The 16,643-nt window shown below is 70.0% G+C and carries 15 protein-coding genes; 9 read left to right on the forward strand and 6 right to left on the reverse strand.

The annotated features are described in order from the left end of the window. Nucleotides 1-177: 177 nt before the first annotated feature. Together V6S85_RS20340 and metG are read right to left on the reverse strand one after the other, a co-directional pair. Complete coding sequence (locus tag V6S85_RS20340) at nt 178-1,344, reverse strand: MFS transporter (protein ID WP_116568465.1); 1,167 nt, start codon at nt 1,342-1,344, stop codon at nt 178-180. A gap of 184 nt (nt 1,345-1,528) precedes the next feature. Then, nucleotides 1,529-3,238: a methionine--tRNA ligase gene (gene metG, locus V6S85_RS20345; protein WP_116568463.1), complete on the reverse strand. Its 1,710-nt coding sequence runs from the start codon at nt 3,236-3,238 to the stop codon at nt 1,529-1,531. A 173-nt stretch (nt 3,239-3,411) separates the two neighbouring features. Between metG and V6S85_RS20350 the strand changes: the two genes are divergently transcribed. Continuing rightward, complete coding sequence (locus V6S85_RS20350) at nt 3,412-5,205, forward strand: polysaccharide deacetylase family protein (RefSeq protein WP_334350058.1); 1,794 nt, start codon at nt 3,412-3,414, stop codon at nt 5,203-5,205. Continuing rightward, nucleotides 5,202-6,008, forward strand: coding sequence for a glycoside hydrolase family 16 protein (locus V6S85_RS20355; protein WP_334350059.1), 807 nt, complete (start codon nt 5,202-5,204; stop codon nt 6,006-6,008). The genes V6S85_RS20350 and V6S85_RS20355 overlap by 4 nt, the downstream gene beginning before the upstream one ends. Before the next feature lie 80 nt (nt 6,009-6,088). On the opposite strand, the gene V6S85_RS20360 is transcribed toward V6S85_RS20355, so the two are convergent. Beyond that, entirely contained in the window at nt 6,089-6,550 is a 462-nt protein-coding gene (locus tag V6S85_RS20360; RefSeq protein WP_334350060.1) for an EF-hand domain-containing protein, read from the reverse strand. 8 nt (nt 6,551-6,558) lie between these two features. Then, nucleotides 6,559-7,341 (reverse strand): DUF4198 domain-containing protein, encoded by a 783-nt coding sequence (locus tag V6S85_RS20365; protein ID WP_116568457.1) that lies wholly within the window; start codon nt 7,339-7,341, stop codon nt 6,559-6,561. Nucleotides 7,342-7,507: 166 nt separating this feature from the next. Here V6S85_RS20365 and V6S85_RS20370 point away from each other — a divergent pair, with 166 nt between their 5' ends. From V6S85_RS20370 to V6S85_RS20395, 6 genes are all read left to right on the forward strand, one after another. Next, the gene (locus V6S85_RS20370) at nt 7,508-9,742 is read left to right on the forward strand and encodes a TonB-dependent hemoglobin/transferrin/lactoferrin family receptor (protein WP_116568455.1); all 2,235 of its coding nucleotides are present in this window, start codon (nt 7,508-7,510) and stop codon (nt 9,740-9,742) included. Nucleotides 9,743-9,979: 237 nt separating this feature from the next. Continuing rightward, on the forward strand, nt 9,980-10,585 hold the full coding sequence (locus tag V6S85_RS20375; protein ID WP_116568453.1) for a YqaA family protein: 606 nt from the start codon (nt 9,980-9,982) through the stop codon (nt 10,583-10,585). Beyond that, complete coding sequence (locus V6S85_RS20380; protein ID WP_334350061.1) at nt 10,582-11,136, forward strand: disulfide bond formation protein B; 555 nt, start codon at nt 10,582-10,584, stop codon at nt 11,134-11,136. The genes V6S85_RS20375 and V6S85_RS20380 overlap by 4 nt, the downstream gene beginning before the upstream one ends. A gap of 2 nt (nt 11,137-11,138) precedes the next feature. Further along, nucleotides 11,139-11,711, forward strand: coding sequence for a demethoxyubiquinone hydroxylase family protein (locus V6S85_RS20385; RefSeq protein WP_116568449.1), 573 nt, complete (start codon nt 11,139-11,141; stop codon nt 11,709-11,711). A 146-nt stretch (nt 11,712-11,857) separates the two neighbouring features. After that, entirely contained in the window at nt 11,858-13,618 is a 1,761-nt protein-coding gene (locus V6S85_RS20390) for a M1 family metallopeptidase (RefSeq protein WP_334350062.1), read from the forward strand. 81 nt (nt 13,619-13,699) lie between these two features. Continuing rightward, nucleotides 13,700-14,218: a VanZ family protein gene (locus V6S85_RS20395; protein WP_116568447.1), complete on the forward strand. Its 519-nt coding sequence runs from the start codon at nt 13,700-13,702 to the stop codon at nt 14,216-14,218. A gap of 6 nt (nt 14,219-14,224) precedes the next feature. Here the strand turns inward: V6S85_RS20395 and V6S85_RS20400 are convergent, their stop codons facing one another. Continuing rightward, nucleotides 14,225-14,509: a hypothetical protein gene (locus V6S85_RS20400; RefSeq protein WP_334350063.1), complete on the reverse strand. Its 285-nt coding sequence runs from the start codon at nt 14,507-14,509 to the stop codon at nt 14,225-14,227. A 114-nt stretch (nt 14,510-14,623) separates the two neighbouring features. Between V6S85_RS20400 and V6S85_RS20405 the strand changes: the two genes are divergently transcribed. Next, nucleotides 14,624-15,487: an alpha/beta fold hydrolase gene (locus V6S85_RS20405; protein ID WP_334350064.1), complete on the forward strand. Its 864-nt coding sequence runs from the start codon at nt 14,624-14,626 to the stop codon at nt 15,485-15,487. A gap of 54 nt (nt 15,488-15,541) precedes the next feature. On the opposite strand, the gene V6S85_RS20410 is transcribed toward V6S85_RS20405, so the two are convergent. Continuing rightward, the gene (locus tag V6S85_RS20410) at nt 15,542-16,633 is read right to left on the reverse strand and encodes a dipeptidase (protein WP_334350065.1); all 1,092 of its coding nucleotides are present in this window, start codon (nt 16,631-16,633) and stop codon (nt 15,542-15,544) included. Between the last annotated feature and the right edge of the window lie 10 nt (nt 16,634-16,643).

The raw sequence follows: 16,643 nt of genomic DNA on the forward strand, positions 1-16,643 counted from the left end.
GGGAGGGTTCGCCCCTCCCCTTCTTCCCGTCATTCCCGCCCTTGTGGCGGGAGCCTCTCTGGCAGCCGCAAGGGCAGTCGGGGCGGACTGCCAAGCAGTCCGCTAGCGCTTCACGTGCGAACGGAACCAGGGGTTCCCGCCACAAGGGCGGGAATGACGGGAGTTGTAGGGCTGAACCTACGCCCCCGCCTTCACCCGCGCACTCCGCCCCAACACCAGCGCGCCGACCAGTCCCGCCGCGCCCAGCGCCGCCATCGCCCAGTAGCCCTTCACGCCCAGGGCGTCGAACAGCGGACCGGAGGCCAGCGTCGCCAGGCCCAGGGTGAAGCCCTGCGACACCGCCGAGTTGAGCGCTTGGGCGGCCGAGGCGCTCTTGGGCGGCGTCAGGCGCTCGATCAACTGCAGCGAGGCCAGGAAGCTGGCGGCGAAGGTGAAGGCGTGCAGCATCTGCAGCGGAAACAGCGCCCATAGCGGCGGGGCGAAGGCGTAGGCGGTCCAGCGGATCACCGCCGCGCCCGCGCCCATGGCCAGCAGCCGGCCGGGGCCGACGCGGCGTCGCCAGGGCTCCAGGAACCACATGAACCCCACCTCGGCGGCCACGCCGACGCCCCACAGGACGCCGATCATCGGCTCGGGGATCTCCTGCCTGCGCCAGAGGATGGTCGAGAAGCTGTAGTAGAAGCCGTGCGCCCCCTGGATCAGGCCGGCGGTGACCACCGCCAGCACGAACACCCGATCGGTCAGCAGGCTGCCCAGGCCCTTCCAGCGATCCCGCTTGGCGGGGGCCTCGCCCTCGTCGTGGACCCGCTCGGCCGGCACCAGGGCGAAGGCGGCGAAGGCCGTCAGCAGCGCCGCCACGGTGATCCAGACGACGATGACCTCTGCCCCCATCCAGGTCAGCACCAGGCCCATGGCCAGGTTGGCGGCGATGAAGGCGCTGGAGCCGGAGCCGCGCGGCAGGCCGTAGTTGAAGCCCTCCGTCCGCGCGCGGCGCAGGGTGACGACGTCGATCAGCGGCGAGATGGTCGAGAACAGGGTCGCGCCCAGCAGCCAGCAGACCAAAAGGCCCCAGAAGCCCGGCGCGACCAGCATGGCGAGGTAGGCGCAGGCGGCGGCGATCGCCAGCAGGATCATCGGCGAGCGGCGCAGCCTGAAGCCGTCGGCCCACACGGCCAGCGCCGCGCCGGTGAAGGGCTTCAGCAGCAGCGGCGCGGCCAGCACGGCGCCGATCTCGGCGCCGGAAAGCCCCCTCGCCCGCAGGAAGGTGGCCACGTACGGCAGGCTCACCCCGATGACCAGGTAGATGGCCACGTAGAACAGGCTGAGACGGGCGACGAGCGGCATGGCCCGCTCGTAGAGCGGTGTGCGGTGAAGGGGAAGCGGTTTCAGATCCTCCCCCTGGAGGGGGAAGTGTCGGCGAAGCCGACGGAGGGGGATGTAACCTCCCACGCCTACGACTTCACCAGTTTCCGCAGGGACTTCCCCCTCCGGTCCTTCAGGCCGCCTCCCCCTTCAGGGGGAGGATCTTTTACTCCGCCCCGCCGAACCGCGCGGCCCATTCGGCGATCATGTCGTCGTCGATCTTCTTGAACAGCACCTCCGGCGCGCGCACGGCCTGGCCGGCCGGCACGGTCGACAGTTCGGCGGCGACGTCGGCGGTCGGCCACGCGGGCGGCCAGGCCTGGCCGAAGGCCTCGCCGATCTTCTCGGCGGCGAACGGGATGAACGGAGCCGAGATGCGGGCGTAGAGCGCCGCCAGGTTCAGGGCCGTGCGCACGATCACGGCGGCGCGGTCGCGGTCGGTCTTGATCGCCGTCCAGGGGGCGGCTTCCTGCAGGTACTCGTTGCCGACCACCCACAGCGCCCGCAGCGCCTGGGCGCTCTTGCGGATCTCGATGGCGTCCATCTGCTCGGCGAGGTCAGCCAGGCGCTCGGCGACGTCGGCGTAGAGCTTCTCCTCCAGCGGACCGATCTCGCCGCCCTCCGGCACGACGCCGTCGAACTTGCTCTCGGTAAACTTCAGGATGCGGTTGACGAAGTTGCCCAGCACGTCGGCCAGGTCGCGGTTCACGGCGCTGGCGAACTGCTCCCAGGTGAAGGCCGTGTCGCTGCCTTCCGGCGAGTTCGAGGTCAGGTACCAGCGCCACAGGTCCGGCGGCAGGATGTCGAGCGCCGCGTCCATGAACACGCCGCGCTTGCTGCTGGTCGAGAACTTGCCGCCGTACCAGTTCAGCCAGTTGAAGGCTTTCAGCATGTCGACGCTCTTCCACGGCTCTTCCGAACCGAGGATGGTGGCCGGGAAGCTGACGGTGTGGAACGCCACGTTGTCCTTGCCCATGAACTGGACGTAGCGGACGTCGTCGGCGCCGGCGTCGGTGCGCCACCACGAGCGCCAGTCACGATCCGGCGCGGCCTCGGCCCATTCCTGGGTGGCGGCGATGTATTCGATCGGGGCGTCGAACCAGACGTAGAAGACCTTCTCCTCCATGCCCGGGCGCGGCAGGCCGTCCTTGGTCACCGGCACGCCCCAGGCCAGGTCGCGGGTGATGCCGCGGTCGATCAGGCCCTCGTCCAGGTGCTTGTAGGCGATCGACTTGGCCAGGGTCGGCCAGTCGGGATGGCTGTCGACCCAGGCGCGGATACGGTCGGCCATCTTGGTCTGGAGCAGGTAGAGGTGCTTGGTGTCGCGCACCTCGAGGTTCCGCGAGCCCGAGATCACCGAGTACGGGTCCTTCAGGTCGGTCGGATCCAGCAGGTTGCCGCAGTTGTCGCACTGGTCGCCGCGGGCCTTCTCGAAGCCGCAATGCGGGCAGGTGCCCTCGATATAGCGGTCGGGCAGGAAGCGGCGGTCGTCGATCGAGTAGACCATCTGGTCGACCCGCTCCTCGATCAGGCCCTGCGCTTCCAGCACCTCGGCGAAGTGCTGGGTCAGGCGATGGTTCTGCGGCGAGGACGAGCGGCCGAAATGGTCCCACGAGAGGCCAAACGCGCGGCCCACGTCGTGCTGCAGCACGTGCTGCTCTTCACAGTAGGTGGCGACGTCCTGGCCGGCGGCGGCCGCGGCCAGCTCGGCCGGGGTGCCGTGCTCGTCGGTGGCGCAGATGTAGAGGGTGTCGTGGCCCCGCGCCCGCTGGAAGCGCGCATAGACGTCGGCCGGCAGCATCGAGCCCGCGAGATTGCCCAGGTGCTTGATGCCGTTGATGTACGGCAGGGCCGAGGTGATCAGGATGCGGGCCATGGAACGGGCGTCTTTCCGGGGGCGAACGAGAAACAGGAGGCGTCCGCATATAGAAGCCCCCGCGCCGAAGGGAAAGCTTCGCGGCGCGCCCGCAACCGTGCGGATCACGAAATCACGGGCTCGCGCATCGGGCGTTTTCGGGTTTGGATGTCCGGCGCTTGACTGGAGGCCTCATGATCCGCCGTCGCCTGCCGCTGCTTCTGCTCGTCTTCGCCGTGCTGCTGGGCGGCGGCTGGTGGTTGTGGCGCGAGCGGCCCGATCCGTCGGTGATGCACGTCTTCCCCGGCGTGCGCGGCCCGGCCAAGGCTTCCAAGATCGTCGAGCCGCCCCGCACCCGCATCGCGCAGTTCGACAAGGGCGGCCCGCATCGCCTGGCGATCCTGGTCACCGACCCGCAGTCGGGATGGCTGGGCCTGGTGCGCGGCTTTCGCGCCCACGGCGTGCCGATCACGGTGACGCAGGACCCCGCCAAGGCCCTGACCCACAAGGTGGTGCTGGTCTATCCGATCGTTTCGGGCCGGGTGCTGAGCGCCGAACAGTTGCGGGCCCTGGCCCAGCATGTGCGCGGCGGCGGCACGGTGCTGGCCTTCAACCTGGCCGGCGGCGGGCTTGGCGAACTGTTCGGCGTCGGCGGGGGAACCGAAGCCTCCTCCCGCCTGCGCATGCGCTGGACGAAGACCACCGGCGAGCCCGAGCGCGACGAGATCGTCGTCTCGTCCACCGGCGAGGCCAAGGTCGCCAGCGTCGGCTACGCGCCCGGAACGGCGGAGGTCGCCGCCCGCTTCGACGACGGCTCGGTCGCCGCCGCCTGCCGGCGGGTGGGCGGCCAGGCCTGCGTGTTGGGCGTCGACCTCGGCTCGCTGGCCCAGCGCGCCATGAACGGCCGGGCCGAAACCCTGGCCCGGCGCTACGTCAACGGTTACGAGCCATCGCTGGACAGCCTGTTCCGCTGGGTGCGCGACCTCTACCTGGCCGGCGAGCCGATGCCCTGGCTGGTCTCGACCGTCCCGGCCGGCAGGCAGGTGTCGATCCTGTTCACCCACGACGTCGACTACGGCCCGTCGGTTCGCAACGCCCTGGCCTATGCCGACGCCCTGAAGGCCCGGGACATCCGCGGGACCTTCTTCGTCCAGACCAAGTACATGAAGGACTACAACGACAAGGTGTTCTTCGACGACGCCGCCGTGGCCGACGTGAAGGGCCTGCTGGCGCGCGGCCAGGAGGTAGGCAGCCACACCGTCGCCCACTCGCGCGAGTTCGAGCGGATGGACCTGGGCAGCGGCCGCGAGCGCTATCCCCGCTACCGCCCCTTCGTCGAGACCGACACCAAGGTGCGCGACGCCACCATCCTGGGCGAGCTCAGGGTCTCGAAGTTCCTGCTCGACCGGCTGGCGGGCGCTGACGTCGTCTCGTTCCGCCCCGGACGGCTGGCCTATCCGTTCACCCTGCCCCAGGCCCTGCAGGCCAGCGGCTATCGTTACTCCTCGTCGATCACCGCCAACACGGTGCTGACCCACCTGCCCTTCCAGCTGACAGATGGACGGGCCGACGGCGCCTTGCAGCCGGTGTTCGAGTTCCCCGTCGCCGTCGAGGACGAGGAGGCCCCGCCCCTGCTGCAGCGGCTCGACGCGGCCGACGCCCTGGTGACGCGCGTGGCCCGGGACGGGGGCGTGGTCACGGTGCTGATCCATCCCAACACGGTCGGCGACAAGCTGAAGTTCGAGGAAGCCCTGGCCGATCGCTGGAAGGGCCGGGCCTGGATGGGCTCGACCCGAGCCTTCGGCGACTGGTGGGCGGCGCGCGACGCCCTCGACATCGACGTCGCGCCGAACGGCTCTGGCTGGATCCTGACCGCCAATGCGCCGAAGGGCGTTTCGAACGTCGAGATCGTGCTGCCCAAGGCCGCCAAGGGGCGCGTGACCCTGGGCCTGCCGGCCGGCGGCCGCTCGACCACGGCGATCCCGTGAGGCGCCTGCGCCTGGCTCTGCTGCTGGCCGCCCTCGCCTGCCCGGCCATGGCGGCGCCGCGACTGATATGGTCGGACGAGTTCGACGGCGATCGCCTGGACCCGGCCAGGTGGACGGCGGCGACCGACTGCTGGGGCGGCGGCAACGACGAGCGCCAGTGCTACGCGCCGGCCAATGTCACCGTCTCTGGCGGGGTGCTGCGGCTGAACGCCCGCAAGGAGCACGCATCGGGCCCGGCCCGTCGCGACGGCGGACCGCGGGTGAGCCGCGACTATGCTTCCGGCGGCGTCAGCACCAAGGGCCTGGCCTCGTTCCGCTACGGCCGCATCGAGGTGCGCGCCAAGCTGCCGCTGGGCCAGGGGCTGTGGCCGGCGATCTGGATGCTGCCCGAGCACGACAACTACGGCCCCTACCCGCTGTCGGGCGAGATCGACATCGCCGAGGCCGTGAACCTGGGGGTCCGCTGCCGGTCCTGCCGCGACCGGGTGCGGGGCGCGGTGCATCACGGCCCGACGCTGCAAGCCAACCGCAGCGACTCGGCAGACACGGCGCTGGGCGACCTGACGGCCTTCCACGTGTTCGCGCTGGAATGGACGCCCAGCCAGCTGACCTGGCTGCTGGACGGAAAGCCCTATTTCACCCGGGTGGGCGGGCGGCCCTTCGACGAGCGCTTCCACCTGATCCTCAACCTGGCGGTCGGCGGGCGGTGGGCGGAGACGACGGGCCGGCGCGGCGTAGACGACGCGGCCTTGCCCGAAAGCCTGCTGGTGGACTGGGTGCGCGTATACGCACCGACAGACTAGGCGACGGGCAAGCGCCCTCGGCTCCAGAAGGGGATCAAGAAGCCGAGGGCGCGCCCCCCCAAGGGGGAGGTTTGGCGGATCTAGTTCGTGTCCGCGGCCACCGGGTCGGCGGCCGAAACCACGCCGTCCTTGTTGGTGTCGTGGGTCACGAACATCCGCCAGCCCGAATAGGCGAACTCGGCCGGGGTGATGCCCCCGCTCTTGTCGCTGTCGAGGACGCCGAAGCGCACGTCGGCCTGGCGCATCTGGCGCACGCGCTCTTCTTCCTTCTTCTCGGCGGCCTCGGTCGAGGCGGCCAGGCGCTTCTCGAGGCGGACCTTGAACTCGCCGACGTACTCTTCCTTGGACAGCACGCCGTTCTTGTCGGCGTCGATGGCCTTGAACAGCTGGTCGCGGGTGATGACGAACTCTTCCTTGGTGACGATCCCGTCGCCGTTGACGTCCTGCTCCTTGATGAAGGTGTCGCGGGCGTGCGAGGCGGCCAGGGCCGGGGCGGAGACGGCGGCCAGGACGGCGGCCAGGATCAGGGTGTTGCGGATCATGTCGGCTCTCAGCGCAGGGATTCGAAGGTCAGGGAGTAGGTGTGGCTCTGGCCGGGCTGGCCGGCGGCGGCCGGGGCGACGCGGTAGCGGGCCTGGACCTGGTAGACGCCCGAACGCTCGGGCTTCAGCTCGAAGCGGCCCTGGGCGTCGCTCTTGACGGTGACCGGGGCGGCCTTGACGTCGGCGTAGCGGTCGCCGCCGGCGGTCAGGGTGACCTCCTGGCCGGCCACGGGCTTGCCGTCGTACAGCACCACGAACTTGGCCGGCTGGCCGGTGGTGATGTCGCTGGGGTGGGTGATGGCCTGGAACTCCAGACCCTTGCCGACCGGGGCCAGGGCGGCCGTGCTGGGCGCGCCGCGGGTCACGTAGACGTCGGCGGTGGTGATGCTCTGCATGTCCACCACCTCGGCGCCGGCCGGGGCCTTGCCCGGCTCGAGGAACTCCCACTCGCCGTTGACCAGCGTGGCCTTGCCGACGCGGCCGGCGCGCTGGCCGGTGGTGATGCGGTAGGTGCCGGCCGTCTCGACCGGGGCCTCGACCAGGGCCAGTTCGCGCAGGTAGGTCGGGGTCAGGGCCTTACGCACGCCGTCCGGACCGACCACCGCATAGGTGTCGGACTTCATCACCACTTCCGGCGTGAAGAAGCTTTCGGTGAACGAGCCCTGGACGGTCACGACCTTGCGGTCGGAGACGTCGAAGGTGCTGGGCAGCATGTAGGGCGAGTGGGCGTGCGCCAGGCCGGACAGGCCAAGGCCCGCCAGCAGCGCCGCCGAAGCGAGCATGGTCTTCATCGGAATCCCCCTTCCAGGACGATCGGTGCGTTGAAGAGGCTCCTATTGCGGATGAATCTAAGAATCAATTGCAAATAACTTGACCAAGCCGCCAGACGGTCGTAGCTCCCCATCCAACGAATGCGAACAATTCGCATCTGAGGCCGAAAACTGGGGATCTCGAACTTTGTCGCGCAACAGACTCGCCTATCTCGCCGCCGTCTCGGCCGGCGCCCTGCTCTCCGCCACGGCGGCCTTCGCGGCCGACGCGCCCTCGGCCGACGTGGCCGAAGTCGACAAGGTCACGGTCACCGCCACGCGCAGCGAGAAGTCGGTGCTCGACGCCCCCGCCACCGTCACCGTGACGACGAGCCAGGAGATCGAGGACGCCCTGGTCAACGACGTGAAGGATCTGGTGCGCTTCGAGCCGGGCGTCTCGGTGCGCAGCGCCCCGTCCCGCTTCACCGCCGCCGGCGCCTCGACGGGCCGTGACGGCAACGCCGGCTTCGCCATTCGCGGCCTGGAGGGCAACCGCGTCCTGATCATGGTCGATGGCGTGCGCGTGCCCGACGGCTACGCCTTCGGCGCCCAGGCCGCCGGCCGCGGCGACTATGTCGACGTCGACGTGCTGAAGTCGGTCGAGATCGTGCGCGGCCCGGCCTCGGCCCTCTATGGCAGCGACGGCCTGGCCGGCTCGGTCAGCTTCTTCACCAAGGATCCGTCCGACGTCCTGCAGGGCAAGTCGATCGCCGCCCGCGGCCGCGTCGGCTACAGCTCGGCCGACGAAAGCTGGAGCGAAAGCGCCCTGGTCGCAGGCGCCAGCGGCCGCTGGGAAGGCCTTCTGGCCTATACCCGCCGCGACGGCCACGAAACCGAGACCCAAGGCACGGCCGCCCTGCGCGACGTGCGCCGCACGGTCGCCAATCCCGAGGACAACAGCTCCAACGCCGTGCTCGGCAAGCTGGTGTTCAACCTCGACGACCGCAACAAGTTCTCGCTGACCGTCGACCACCTGGATCGCGACATCGACTGGAACGTGCTGTCGGCGATCACCTATGTCGCCCCGAACGCCACCCCGGCCTCGACGGCCGTCGTCGGCCTGACCGCCTTCGACAAGATGCGCCGCGACCGCGTCAGCCTGGCCCACGCCTTCACCGGCGGCCAGGGCCTGATCCAGAGCGCCCGCACCACCCTCTACTACCAGGACAGCACCACCCGGCAGTTCTCGGCCGAGGACCGCTACACCGCCGCCGACCGCACCCGCGACGCCAAGTTCGACAACGAAGTGTTCGGCGGCGCGGTCGAACTGACCAGCAAGGCCAGCTTCGGCGGCGTGGACCACAGCATCGTCTGGGGCGCCGACGCCTCGCTTACCCGCCAGCAGGGCCTGCGCGACGGCACCGTGCCGCCGGCCGGCGAGACCTTCCCCAACCGCGCCTTCCCGACCACCGACTACACCCTGTTCGGCGGCTACGTGCAGGACGAGTTCTCGGTCGGTCCGGTCACCTTCTATCCGGCCCTGCGCTACGACTACTACAAGCTGGATCCGAAGAACGACCCGCTGTTCACCGCCAACACCGCAGTCGGCCAGAGCGACTCGCGCTTCTCGCCGAAGCTGTCGGCCGTGTGGCAAGCCACCGACCTGATCAGCGTGTTCGCCAACGCCGCCACCGGCTTCAAGGCCCCGGCGCCCTCGCAGGTCAACAACGGCTTCTCGAACCCGACCAGCTTCTACACCGCGATCGCAAATCCGGACCTGAAGCCCGAGACCAGCCAGACCTTCGAGCTGGGCTTCCGCCTGCGCCAGCCGACCTGGAACATCAGCGTCACCGGCTTCACGGGCAAGTACGACGACTTCATCGAGCAGGTGCAGGTCAGCGGCTCGTTCCGCCCGACCGACCCGGCCGTGTTCCAGTTCGTCAACCTGGCCGAGGCCGAGATCAGCGGCGCCGAGGCCCGCGGCGAGGTCATCATCGCCGACAACTGGCGCCTGATCGGCGCGGCTTCGTACGCTCGCGGTTTCTCGACCAACACGGCGGGCGTCAGCACCCCGCTGCAGTCGGTCGATCCGGCCAAGTTCACGGCCGGCCTGTCGTACCGCGATCCGGCTGGTCGCTTCGGCGGCCAGTTCAGCGTCATGCACGTGCAGAAGAAGTCCTTCGACAGCCTGGGCGTCACCTGCACGGGCGGCTGCTTCGCCCCGCCGGCCTTCACCACGGCCGACGTCACCGCCTACTGGAACGTCACCGACGCGGTCACCCTGCGCGGCGGCGTCTTCAACCTGACGGACGAGAAGTACTGGTGGTGGTCTGACGTGCGCGGCCAGTCGGCCGCCGCCTCGGCCACCGTGCCGGCGGTGATCGTCGACGGCTACACCGCCCCGGGCCGCAACTACAGCGTCTCGCTGGCGGTCAAGTTCTAGGACCCGCAAGGTCCTTACCGAGACACGCGGTCGTAATGTTGCGGCGACCGCGTGGCCCCGTCCTCCTCCGCGCCATGTCGGCCCGGCGCCTGGAGGACGGGGCGTTTTACTGCCTGGAGCCCCGTTCAGCGCCCGCCTTCGCGGCGTCGCAAAAAGAACCGGAAATCGTCGTCGCATCGCCCGGGACAAGCGCGCCGCCCCCTGCTAGCAACGGCGCATCCGCAAACGGGAGTTCGCATGCTGCGCCGCCTCTACGACTGGGTCATGGGCCTGGCCGCCTCGCGTCACGCTCCCAAGAGCCTGTTCGCCGTCTCCTTCGCCGAGAGCTCGTTCTTCCCCGTCCCGCCCGACGTGATGCTGGCCCCGATGGTGCTGGCCCGTCCCGACCGGGCCTGGCGCTACGCCGCCATCTGCACCCTGGCCTCGGTGCTGGGTGGGATCCTCGGCTACGCCATCGGCTATTTCCTGACGCCGGTCGGCCAGTGGATGATGGCCGCCACCGGCCACGCCGGCGGCCTCGCCGAATTCAAGTGCTGGTACGACAAGTACGGGGTCTGGGTGATCCTGGCCAAGGGCCTGACCCCCATCCCCTACAAGCTGGTGACCATCGCCTCGGGCCTGGCGGCCTTCAGCTTCCCGATGTTCATCTTCGCCTCGGTCGTCACCCGCGGCGCGCGCTTCTTCCTCGTCGCCTTCGTGGTCAAGAAATTCGGCCCCGCCCTGCTGCCGGTGATCGAGCGCCGGCTGGCGCTGGTGGCCGGCGGTTTGATCCTGCTCCTTGTCATCGGCCTCGCCGCGAGCCATTTCCTGGGAGGAAGCAGCGGAGGCGCGTGCGCCGTATGACCACCGACACCCCGGCCGTGACCACCGGTCCCCTCGTCCCCAAGCGTCCGCCCCTGGCGTGGGTCGCCCGGCACTGGCCGGTCCTGGCCTTCGCCGCCAGCGCGATCATGCTGGGCGCGGCCCATGCGTTCGAGAGCTTCGGGGGTCTGGCGCCCTGCCACCTGTGCCTGAAGCAGCGGGAGGTCTACTGGGTCGCCGGAACCGTCGGCCTGATCGCCACGATCCTGCAGCGCACGCCCCTCTGGACGCGCCTGCGCGCCCCGGCCCTGTGGCTGCTGGGCGCGATCTTCCTCTACGGCGCGGGCCTGGCGGCCTTCCACGCCGGCGTCGAATGGAAGTGGTGGCCCGGCCCCAGCACCTGCACCGGCGGTGGTCTGGCGACCTCCGACGACCTGGTGGCCATGCTGAAGGGCGCCAAGATCGCCCCGCCGATGTGCGATAAGGCCGCCTGGGTGTTCCTGGGCCTGTCGATGGCCGGCTGGAACGCCCTGGTCTCGCTGGGCCTGGCCGTCGTCTCGGCCTTCGCCGCCCTGCGTTCGAAGGAGGCCTGAAGATGAGCGCCGCCCAGCAGAAAGCCGTTCCGCCCCGTCCCGGTCGCGGCGCCCAGGCCGCTCGCCTGGCCGAGATCCTGCGCGTCGACCAGGCCGGCGAACTGGCCGCCGTGCACATCTATCGCGGCCAGCAGGCGGTGATGAAGCACGCCCGCGGCCGCGAGCGCATCGCCGAGCAGCTGAAGGAGATGGAGGGCCACGAACAGGTCCACCTGTCGCGCTTCGACGAACTGCTGTCCGAGCGTAAGGTGCGCCCGACCCTGATGTCGCCCCTGTGGCGGCTGGCGGCCTTCACCCTGGGCGCCGGCACCGCCCTGATCGGCGACAAGGCCGCCCACGCCTGCACCGAGGCCGTCGAGTCGGTGATCGAGAAGCACTACGCCGGCCAGATCGACGAGCTGAAGGACCGCGACCCGGCCCTGGCCGCCGAGCTCTCCAAGTTCCGCGACGACGAGCTGATGCACCGCGACCTCGCCGTCGAGGAAGGCGCCCACGAGGCCACGGCCTACCCCCTGCTCAGCGCCGTCATCCAGACCGGCTGCAAGGTGGCCATCAAGATCAGCGAGAAGCTCTAGGGATAGCCCCTCTCTCCCGGAGCGTTCGGCCTATCTGCCCGTCATTCCCGCCTTGTGGCGGGAATGACGGGAAGTATGGGAACGACGGCTTGGCGAGGTCGCCCGCCTCCCCTACCGATGAGTTCCGTCCATCGCGGGGAATCGCCGTGCCGTCATCGTCCGCCCGGGCCCTGGCCCTCGCCGCCGCCCTGCCGCTGCTGATCGCCGCCGCGCCGGCCAAGCCGCCCAAGCCCGCGCGCGCCGCCCCCACCGCCCAGACCCTGGCCACCGGCGGGGCGCTGAAGCCCGACCAGGCCGGCGTGCATATCGAGCACGTCGACCTGTCGATCGAGGTCTTCCCCGAGCGCAAGTCGATCTCCGGCGAGGCCGTGCTGGCCCTGCGCGCCGACCGCGAGCTGCCGGTGATCGTGCTCGACCTCGACCGCGCACTGCCGGTGTCGGCGGTGTCGCTGGACGGTCGCGAGCTGCCATCCACGGCCTGGCGCAATCCGGACGGCCGCCTCTCGATCACCCCGCCGGCCCCGATCCCGGCCGGCCACACCACCGCGGTGCGCATCCGCTACGCCGGCGCGCCGGTGGAGGCCAACAACGCGCCGTGGGACGGCGGCTTCGTCTGGACCAAGGCCCCCGACGGCCGCCCCTGGATCGCCACCGCCGTCCAGGGTGAGGGCTGCGACCTCTTCTGGCCGTGCATCGACCATCCGACCGGCGAGCCCGACCTCGTCGACCTGCATGTCACCGTTCCTGCCGGCCTGTCGGCGCCGTCGGGCGGGATCCTGATCGACGTCACCGAGGCCGGCGGCGGCCGGCGCACCTTCCACTGGCGGATGAAGACGCCCAACACCTACGCCGTGGCGCTCAATATCGGGCCTTACGTCCACCTGACGGCGCTCTACCGCAGCCGGTTCGGCGACAGCTTCCCCATCGAGTTCTGGGCCCTGGAGGGCAACGAGGCCAAGGGCCGCGACCTGCTGGCCCAGTTCACGCCGATGCTCGACTTCTACGAAGGCATGATCGGGCCCTACCCGTTCCGGTCCGAGAAGATGGGCGCGGTCGAGACCCCGCACCTGGGCATGGAGCACCAGACGCTGAACGCCTACGGCGCCGGCTACGCCAAGGAGATCTACGGCTTCGACTGGCTGCTCGAGCACGAACTGGCCCACGAGTGGTTCGGCAACCAGATGACCAATGTCGACTGGGACGACATGTGGCTGCACGAGGCCTTCGGCACCTACATGCAGCCGCTCTATTCGCAGTGGCTGCACGGCGACATGGAATACATGGTCCGCCTGAACGGGATGCGGGTGAAGAGCTTCAACAAGTTCCCCATCGTCTCGGGCAAGCCGATGGAGGAGGAAGCCGTCTACGACGCCAAGGTCGGGCCGGGGACCGACATCTACTACAAGGGCGCCAACATGCTGCACACGTTGCGCGGCCTGATCGGCGACGAGGCGTTCTTCACCGCCACCCGGGTGCTGGTCTATGGCCGCCCCGATCCCAAACCCGGCAACTTCGCCCCGCGCTACGCGGTGACCGACGACTTCATCAAGGCCGTGAACGAGGCGACCGGCGCCGACTACCGCTGGTTCTTCGACGCTTATCTGCGCCACGCCGCCCTGCCCGAGCTGATCGAGACCCGCGAGGGCGAGGACCTGGTGCTGGCCTGGAAGACGCCGGCCGGGCGCTTCCCGATGCCGGTCGAGGTCAAGGTCGGCGGCAAGCTGGTAACCCTGCCGATGGCCGACGGGACGGGCCGGGTGCGCGTCGGCGACGCGGTTCCGGTGATCGTCGACCCCGCCTCGAAGACCCTGCGCCGGCAACCGTATCTGGAGGCCTACCACGCCTGGAAGATCGCCAAGGACGCCGCCGACAAGGCCAGGACCCGGCCGGTCAATCCGAAGAAATAGTCATCTTCCGTTGACCGTGTTCCTTCACGGTTTGCGAGGCATGCGGCCTTAGGACTCAAGGCTCCACCGCGAGCCGAGCCCATGCTGACGCCCAACCATGTCGTTATCGCCGCCAAGGCCGTGCTGTTCGTCGGAGCGGCCAGCGCCGTAACCCTGATGCTCGGCCCGTTCCAGGGCCTGGAGGAAGCCTTCGGGCTCAGCGACAAGGCCGCGCACGCCCTGGCGTTCGGCGGCCTGACCGCCATGGCCTTCCTGGCCTTCCCCAAGATGCGCCGCAACGACCTGGCGATCGCCGCGATCCTGCTGGGAGCCAGCGCCGAGATCGCCCAACTGTTCGCCCATCGCAGCGCCAGCTTCACCGACTTCGCGGCGGACGTCGCGGGCATCGCTGTCGTCTACCTGGCCAGCCACATCGAGGCGGTCCGCCGCGACGCCCGCGAGCGCGGCGCCATGCGTTTTTCGGACATTTCGGCCCAGCGCCAGCGCCGCCGTCGCCGCAAGAGCAGCGTGGTCATGCCGGCCGCCGGCCCGACCGAGAGCGAAACCGCCCACGGCAGCTTCGCCTCCCGCGCCGCCGCGCGCTTCCCGCGCGAGGCCTGATTCCCGTCAGGTGATCCGCTTGACGCTGACCGGGTCGCTGCCCGGGAAGCTTTCCTCCAGGCCCTCGTCCAGCAGGGCTTCCTGGCGGCTTTCCGAGCACTCGACCTTCTCGGCCAGCTGGTCGTGCTTTTCGTTCTGAGCCAGGGGCCTGTCCGCCAGCTTGGCGTGGGGGGCCTCGATATGGCGGTCCTCGGGGCGCAGCTTGCCCTCGGACGCGCAGTCGGCGGTCGTCGACGAGGTGCCGTGCGTGAAGTGACGGCCGTCTTCCTGATGATGCCTGTGACCGATCATGACCGGTTTCTCCCGTGCTTCGCCCGCAGGGGGCGTCGGGAGATAAACCCCCAGGTCATGGCCGGGGTTGCTCCGCCTCCAGACAAGCGGCGCGAAGCAGGTTATGCAAACGCCATGCAAAAGCCGCTTACGTTGCTCGCCTGCCTTTTGCTGGGCGCCTGCGCCACGACGCCCGCGCGCGGACCCGCGCCGGATCGCGCGGCCGCGCCTGCGCCCAGGCTGGCGGTCGAGACGCGCAGCTACGCCACCACGCCCCTGACGCCGACGCCGTCCGACCTGCCGCCGGTCGAGGCCTTCGCCGCAGCCAGCTTCACCGCGCCTAATGGCGTGCGCCTGCCCTATCGGCTGCTGTCGCCAGTGACCAAGGAGAAGCTGCCGCTGGTCGTGATGCTGCACGGCTCCGGCGCGGTGGGCCACGACAACAAGGCCCAGATGGGTCCGTTCGTGCGCAGCTGGGCCCGCCCCGGCACGGCCAAGGCCTTCCCGGCCTTCGTGCTGGCGCCCCAGGCCCCGGTCCGCACCGCCAACTACGCCAAGGGCGCCGACCGGCTGCTGGCCTCGCGCCCCGGGACCAGCCTGCCGGCGATCCTGGCCCTGATCGACGACCTGTCGGCCCGCCTGCCGATCGACACCGACCGCATCTATCTGGTCGGCTTCTCGATGGGCGGCTCGGCGGCGATGAACGCCGCGGCCCTGGAGCCGGGCAAGTTCGCCGCCGTAGCGGCCTTCTCGGGCGTGCCGCCCGAGCGCGCCCTGGCGGTCAAGGTCGCCCCGACGCCGGTGATGATCGTCCATGGCGACAAGGACCGCGAGAACCCCTACGCGCCGGACCTTGCCTGGGCCGGCGCCCTGGCCGACGCCGGCGGCGACGTGCGCTTCGTCTCCTATTCGGGCATGGCCCACGTGGTGCCGCCCGACATGATGCACGACGACGCCTGGCGGGCCTGGCTGTTCTCGCAGAAGCGCAAGAAGGGCTAGAAGAGCGCGTTAGGCGAAAGTGTAAGCGGTTTCACCATCTAGCGCGCTCCCGCTCTAGAGTCCGGTCCAGGTCTCGGCGAAGACCCGCTGGAAGTTGCCGCCCAGCACCTTGTCGACCACCCGTCCCGAATAGCCCCGCCGCCGCAGTTCGTCGGCGATGACGGCGCAGCGATCGGCTCGGTTCAGCCCGGTCACGAACGGGGGCGGCCCCTCGCCGGGCGCGGCCACGCCAGCGGCCTTGCGCTCTTCCAGGCTCTTGTTCCACTCGGCCATGCTTTCGGGCGAGGTGTCGAACGGCCACAGCAGGGCGTCGCTGCCAATGCCGACATGGTCCTCGCCGCAGACCTTCAGGGCGTGGGCCAGATGGGCGAAATAGACGTCCAGCGACGGCTGGGCCGGCGCGGTCGTCAGATAGCTCAGCTCGTAGATCCCCATCACCCCGCCGCGCTCGGCCAGGGCCTTCATCAGCCGGTCGGACTTGTTGCGCGGATGGGCGTGGACGGCCGCGCACCCGGCGTGGGTGATGAGCACGGGCTTGCTGGAAGCGGCGATGGCGCCCAGGCTGGACGGCTCGTCGCTATGGCTGACGTCGATCGTCACCCCTTTCGCGTTCATGCGCTCCACCGCGCGTCGCCCCAGGTCCGTCAAGCCGGTGGGCGGCGACGACATCGTGCCCGACGCGAACGGCGTCGTCCGGTTGTAGCTCAGCCCCATGACCAGCACGCCGGCGGCGCGGAACTGGTCGATGGCGGCAAGGTCGCCCTCCAGCATCTCGGCGGCTTCGAACGAATAGATGATCCCCAGGCGCCCGCTCGCCCTGGCGCGGGCGAAGTCGGCGACGGACGCGACCTTGAGATAGAGGTCGGGATTGAGCGCCACGGCCTTGTCGATGTCGGCGATGGAGGCGGCGGTCTGGGCGCGCGTCTCGCCGCCCGAGCCGCCGATCGTCAGCTTGGCCGCCGTCAGGCCCGAGGCCTTGACGAGGTCGCGGGCCTCCTGGTCCAGGGGCTTCTCAGTATCCATGGGCAGGACCAGATTGCCGTTGATCACGACGCTGGCGGCCTGTCCCGTCGCGGCCGAAGCGGTCGCGCTGGCGGCCAGCGAGGCGGCGGCCGCGCCCAGGAAGATGCGTCGCGTGGTGCTCATGGTCCCCTCC

Origin of the sequence: Caulobacter sp. CCNWLW153, assembly GCF_036889365.1 — a bacterium.
Classification (GTDB): Bacteria; Pseudomonadota; Alphaproteobacteria; order Caulobacterales; family Caulobacteraceae; genus Caulobacter; species Caulobacter radicis.

Bases quoted from the DNA above. Each gene is read 5' to 3' on its own strand.
- V6S85_RS20405 (WP_334350064.1), top strand. From the start codon at position 14,624: ATGCAAAAGCCGCTTACGTTGCTCGCCTGCCTTTTGCTGGGCGCCTGC.
- V6S85_RS20410 (WP_334350065.1), bottom strand. From the start codon at position 16,633: ATGAGCACCACGCGACGCATCTTCCTGGGCGCGGCCGCCGCCTCGCTG.
- V6S85_RS20380 (WP_334350061.1), top strand. From the start codon at position 10,582: ATGACCACCGACACCCCGGCCGTGACCACCGGTCCCCTCGTCCCCAAG.
- V6S85_RS20395 (WP_116568447.1), top strand. From the start codon at position 13,700: ATGCTGACGCCCAACCATGTCGTTATCGCCGCCAAGGCCGTGCTGTTC.
- V6S85_RS20400 (WP_334350063.1), bottom strand. From the start codon at position 14,509: ATGATCGGTCACAGGCATCATCAGGAAGACGGCCGTCACTTCACGCAC.
- V6S85_RS20340 (WP_116568465.1), bottom strand. From the start codon at position 1,344: ATGCCGCTCGTCGCCCGTCTCAGCCTGTTCTACGTGGCCATCTACCTG.
- metG (WP_116568463.1), bottom strand. From the start codon at position 3,238: ATGGCCCGCATCCTGATCACCTCGGCCCTGCCGTACATCAACGGCATC.
- V6S85_RS20385 (WP_116568449.1), top strand. From the start codon at position 11,139: ATGAGCGCCGCCCAGCAGAAAGCCGTTCCGCCCCGTCCCGGTCGCGGC.
- V6S85_RS20360 (WP_334350060.1), bottom strand. From the start codon at position 6,550: ATGATCCGCAACACCCTGATCCTGGCCGCCGTCCTGGCCGCCGTCTCC.
- V6S85_RS20350 (WP_334350058.1), top strand. From the start codon at position 3,412: ATGATCCGCCGTCGCCTGCCGCTGCTTCTGCTCGTCTTCGCCGTGCTG.
- V6S85_RS20375 (WP_116568453.1), top strand. From the start codon at position 9,980: ATGCTGCGCCGCCTCTACGACTGGGTCATGGGCCTGGCCGCCTCGCGT.
- V6S85_RS20365 (WP_116568457.1), bottom strand. From the start codon at position 7,341: ATGAAGACCATGCTCGCTTCGGCGGCGCTGCTGGCGGGCCTTGGCCTG.